4 protein-coding genes are annotated in these 5,419 nt (G+C 68.8%); all 4 read right to left on the bottom strand.

Features of this window, described 5'->3' with window-relative positions; genetic code table 11:
- The coding region (locus FVW27_RS06970; RefSeq protein WP_481850158.1) for an NAD(P)/FAD-dependent oxidoreductase at nucleotides 1-569 on the bottom strand (569 nt) is incomplete at its 3' end.
- A gap of 258 nt (nucleotides 570-827) precedes the next feature.
- Entirely contained in the window at nucleotides 828-3,668 is a 2,841-nt protein-coding gene (locus tag FVW27_RS06965; RefSeq protein WP_243838266.1) for a glycosyltransferase, read from the bottom strand.
- Between the two features lie 259 nt (nucleotides 3,669-3,927).
- On the bottom strand, nucleotides 3,928-4,341 hold the full coding sequence (locus FVW27_RS06960; RefSeq protein WP_167123869.1) for a hypothetical protein: 414 nt from the start codon (nucleotides 4,339-4,341) through the stop codon (nucleotides 3,928-3,930).
- Nucleotides 4,342-4,580: 239 nt separating this feature from the next.
- Nucleotides 4,581-5,419: glycosyltransferase (locus FVW27_RS06955; protein ID WP_167123867.1), on the bottom strand; the 839-nt coding region annotated here is incomplete at its 5' end.

Below are 5,419 nucleotides of genomic sequence, written 5' to 3'. Positions count from 1 at the left end.
ACGGCGGGAGCGGCGTTGCCCCGCGCGCGGGCGATACATACCGCAGTGTTGCAGGCCACCTCCAGCGCGGCTGGCCCGCCGCCCGCCACCACCACATGCACCGCACCGTGCGCGGCCAGCCGCAGCAACGCCTGTCGGGCGCGGTACAGGTTCTCGATGGGTTTTACCGAAAATACGGACAGCCTCGGGGGATAGCCGCCATCACTGCCCGTACCGGCGGCATCTTCGGGTAGGGGGTGCGCCACCAGCGACCCCACATTGCACGAGCACACCTCGTATTCCAGCCGCAGGCCGGAGGCGAAGTGCACGGCGTGGCCCGGCGCATCGATGCGCACCGCCGTATCGGTGACGAAGGTGCCGCCCGCCGCCTGCACCATGCGCCGCACCGGCAGGGCCATGGCCTGTGGCGGGTACGTGCCGCCCAGCACGCCGGGGCCCATGCCGGAATAGCAGTGGCACGGGCCTGGTCCGGCCACGGTTACCGCATGGCCGCGCGCCACCAGCGCGGGAATGGTGCGGATGGCGTCGAGGTGGGCGTGCCCCGCGCCGAGCAGCAGCAGGCGGGCCATGGGGTCTCCTTGGATGGCGTGGGAAGTGCTGCCCACCGTAGCAGCGGATGCGTGGCGCGGCAACGAGAGGCGTCAAACGGCAATGTCGCCAAGCCCGTGCCGTCATTCGCCCGGCGTTTTCGTGTTGGCCCTGCCGCGTGACCGTCGCGCGACCGCCCCGCACTCCATGCGGAATGCGGGGCGGCGTGCGGGAGGGGACGGGCTGGAGGCGAATGGAAAAGCACGGCCTCAGAGGCTGGTTGCGGTTGCGGTCAACCTCTATGCGGCGTTGCGGTCTCGGTCCCGATACATGGCCCACTGTTGCAGGAAGGCTGCCTCGAAGGACCGGCTTTCCGCGTAGGCGCGGGCATCGGCGCGCATGGCGTCCAGCCGGGCCGGGTCGGCGGCCATGTCCAGCATGGCCCGGGCCATGGCCGTGGCGTCACCTTCCGGCACGATGGCCCCGGTGCGACCGGGCAGCAGGTTTTCCTGCGGTCCGCCCTTGTCGGTAACCACCACCGGCAGGCCGGAGGCCTGCGCCTCCAGCACCACGTTGCCGAAGGTGTCGGTGCCGGAGGGAAACACGAAGATGTCCGACGAGGCGTAGGCGTTGGCCAGGTCGTCGCCGGTGAGGTAGCCGGTGAAGGTTACCGGCAGGCCGCGCAGGGTTTCTTCCAGTTCCGCGCGGGCCGGGCCGTCGCCCACCAGCACCAGCCGCAGGTGCGGGGCGCGGGTGGCCACCAGCCTGTAGGCGTCGGCCAGCACGTGCAGGTTCTTTTCGCGCGACAGGCGCCCCACGTACAGGAAGCGCACCGGCTGGGCCGTGTCCCGAGGGGCCGTCAGGCCCGGACCTGCCGCCCGCGCTTCCTCGCTGTTCAGGAAGGTGCGCGGCAGGGTCACGGTGTTGCCGTCGTAGCGGCTGAAGAACCCGTTGCGGCGGGCCGGGGTGAAGGTTTCGGTATCGATGCCGCGCGGGTAGAAGGCGATGCGCTCGCGCGCGATGCCCCGTTCCGCCAGTTCGTCGCCGGTGGCATGCGAGGGCACGTACACCCGGTCCATCTGGTTGTAGTACCAGATCATGTAGCGCCACATGGCTTCTTCCAGCCCGGCGTCCTCGGTCAGCATCATCACGTACTGCGGGAAGGCGGTGTGGTAGGTGGCGTGGATGGGCAGGCGCAGGATGCGCGCCGCCGCCAGCGCCACCAACCCCACCGGGCCGGGCGTGGCCGAGTGCAGGTGTGTGAAGCCCTGGCGGTAGCAGTGGTCCAGCATCTTCAGCACCGGCGGGTAGTACAGGGCAAGGCCGGGATACTCCGGCATGGCGAACGAGCCGATGGGCGAAAAGGTGAACACGTCGGAACGGTCGGCCAGTTCCGGGTCGGCCACGCCGTCCGGGGCGCAGGTGATGACCTGCAACCGCTTGTCGTTGCGGCGGGCGATGTCCAGTTGCATCTGAAGGGTGCGGGCAACGCCATTGACGTCGTAAAAGGTGTCGGTGAAGTGGCCCACGTGCAGGCGGCCCGTGGCGTGCCATTCGTCCGTGTCCGTCACATGGGGGGCATGAGTGCCGGGGCCGGGCGGCATGTGCAACGGCCCCTGCGCGTTCGGGCCTCGTTCGGCCTCTGCCTCGTGCGGCAGGAAGTGGTCGCGGCAGGCGCGGGCAAAGGCCCGGTCCTTGGTGAACAGGGTGTACCCCACGAAGTACGGGGCCAGGATGGCGTAGAGCGACCCGGCGGATCCCACCACGTTGAACACGCTGAACAGGTCCGCGCCCATGGCGTTGTCCAGCAGGGTGTCTGCAAAGGTGCGCAGCACCTTTTCCGAGGCCTGGTCGGTAAAGCGCATCCAGGCCTGTTCGGTGCGTTCGCCGGTGATGTCGGCGGCGGGGGCGTCCAGCAGACCGCGCAGTTCCGGGTCGCGGCGGATGATCTCCGCCGCCTCGGTTTGCAGGTGGTCCTGCACGGTGCGCGGGGTGGACGCGGAAAAGGACAGCCGGGGGCGGCGGTACCCGATGAGGCCGTGCAGTTTCGTCAGCAGGCCGCCTTCCGGTTCCGGCGCGCCGGTCAGCACCCTGTCGGCAAAGCGCAGCACCGTGTCGCGGTTGACGTGGCGGGCCAGGCCGAAGCGTTGCTTGTAGAACTGGTAGGCGATGGAATACAGGTTGTGGGCCATGGTCACCGGGGTGGCGGCGCTGCCGTGCGGCGTGCCGCGCCCTTCCATCACCCCGCGCAGGGCGTCGCGCACGCGGCCGTGCCCCACGCCGGAAACCCCTTCGATGATGGTGTGGCTGCGGGCGATGTTCAGCGAGGAATGGTCGTCCGACCCGGCCATGAGGTGCTTTGTCCACGCCCGTTCCATGCGCGGGGCCATGTCCTGCCGGTCGGCCATGGCGTCCATGTCCGCCGGGGTCAGCCCCTGCACGATGGCCCGCAGGATGCCGTTCTGGAAGTCGTCGCGCGAGCCGTTCAGCTCGAACACCCGAAACAGCAGCAGCAGCCGTTCCATGTGGTTCAGCGTCAGGCGCTCGTTCAGCGAGTACATGGCGTGGGCGCAGGCGTGCGGTATGCCTGACACGGTCAGATAGTCCACGAGATCGTAGATGTTCTCGCGCAGGCGGGTGATGTCGGCGTGGTGGGCCTCGGTCAGGTCCCAGGCCAGCACGTGGATCTTGCAACGGTCTTCGGGGAAATAGGCGGTGATTTCCTCGCTGACGAAGGTGTGGTCGAGGTGGGCGATTTCAAGGCTGCCCGCCAGGGTGTTGTGATCGGTGATGGTGACCAGGTCCATGCCCCGGCGGCGGGCGATGTCGTACAGCGTCCTGGGGTCGGTGTAGCTTTCCGCGCAGCCCAGCTTTTGCAGGATCCACTGCGAGGGGCGGGTGGAGTGGCGCGAGTGGACGTGCAGGTCGATGGACAGCGGCGGGCAAAGGGAAGGGGCCGCCGAAGGGGAAGAAGAATGCGCGGAGGGGGTGTGGTGCGTGCCCGCGCGGGATGTGGCTGCGTCGGAAGACACGTCGGGTGATGCGTCCGTGGGTACGGCGGCGTCCGATGGTTGTCCGGACCGGGAACCGGATTGCCGTGCGGCGGTGCGGGACGCGGAACGGGGTGCGCCAGTGGCCATGCAGTGCGACCTCCTGCGGATTCCGGGGCCGCGCGGGCGGTGCGAGCGCCTTGGCGCGGCGGCGGGTTGGGCGATTCTGGAAAGTATCTACAGATCGCCTGACGGTGTTGCAGGAGGAATGCGCCCCGGCGGTGGCGCATGTGTGTCGGTGTGGTGAATCTTGCGGACGGTTGGGTGACGTTGCGGCGGCGGGGGGGGCGGAGAAGCCCGGACGATGCGCGCCGCGTCAGGTTGGCGGGATCTGCGCGCGGCACGACGGTCAGATGTCCCGGCGTTTCACGGTGATCAGGTTGCCAAAGACACCCATGTAGATCAGTGAACAGGGCACCATCGGCCCGGAAAGTTGCTTTGCTGCTGCGTATTCCAGGGTATTCCAGAACCATAGCGGGTTCATGATCGGGTCTTCCGGGCGGGGCATTTTGCCCACGCGCCCCGAGTAGATCATGAGAAAGAACATAACCACGCTGTAGCCGATGACCCAGCCCATGGCCTGTTGCAGGGCGGCCTCGTCGCGCAGGCCGTGCAGGGCCAGTGTGATGACCCACAGCCGCAGGGCAAGGGCAGCGCCCTGATGCAGCAGGCCCACCTGCTCCGGTGCGCCGCCGATGATCCACACCATGAAATCGAAGACCCCGAACAGGAGCAGCAGGGCAACGGTGATGTGGCGCTTCATTCGGGCCTCCCGGCGGCAGGGCAGGTGCGGAACGGGGCAAGGGAGCAGGGCCAGCGTGGAGTGTGTGCGCGGTGCGAGCGTACGCGTATCCGATATCGTGGTTCGTGTCTGAACGGAAGTGGGCTGCGCGGCGCGGGATGGCCCGGGTGGGGGACGGTCGCACATTGTCTGGCGTCGGGGGAAATCGTCCCTGCCAAGGCAGGAGCGCCCGGCGCAGGAAAGCGTGTCAGGCCGTTATGTCAGGCCGCCAGAATGTAGTCCCGGCCCTGCACGTAGCCCGCGCCATCAAGAAATGCCGCCAGTTCTTCCGCCGCGCCGTGCCCGGCCAGATAGGCCACCAGAAAACCCTCGCCCGGCGCGGGCATGGCCTCGCGCCCCAGCACGGGCAGGCCGTCTACCCGATTGCCGATCTTGCGCGGGTCGATGTCGATCCATGCGTGCACCGTGATGCCCTGCTCCATCAACAGGCGCGCCCGGCGGCGGCTGGTGCGGCCCGCGCCCACCACCCACACTTCGGGGTGGCGCGGGTTGTGCCGGGCCAGCCAGCGGGCCAGGTACAGCCCCTTCAGGCTGTAGAATCCGTCTTCCGCGTAGTTGGGGTGTGTGCGCGAAAGGCGGCCCGGCGGGTCGTTCCAGGTCAGCAGGGTGTGCGGCAGCTTGGCCATTGCCACGCCCGCGTCTATCCAGCGCAGCCACAGTTCGTAGTCTTCCGGAAAGGGGCCGTCGAGGTACGCGCCGTGCAAGCCGGGCAACTCGGCACGGAACATCACGGACGGGTGCGCGAAGGGCGATTCGCGAAAGCGCGCCAGCGCGATGTCCGTGGGGTCCAGCAGGGTGTTCACCCAGTCCACGTGGCGGGCGTAGCCGCCGCAGCAGTCGCGGTCGCCGCCGAAGTCCACGCGGCAGCCCACCAGCCCGATGTGCGGGTGGGCGTCCAGAAAGGCGCATTGCAGGGTCAGGCGCTGCGGGTGGCAGGTGTCGTCGGCGTCCATGCGGGCGATGTAGCGGCCACGGGCCAGGGCAAGGCCGTGGTTCAGCGCGGCCACGATGCCGCCGTGGGCGATGCGCGCCGGGCGGA

The organism is Nitratidesulfovibrio liaohensis (genome assembly GCF_011682075.1).
Lineage (GTDB): Bacteria > Desulfobacterota > Desulfovibrionia > Desulfovibrionales > Desulfovibrionaceae > Cupidesulfovibrio > Cupidesulfovibrio liaohensis.
Note: the sequence above shows the minus strand (reverse complement) of the source record. Positions and strands in the feature narration are given on the sequence as shown.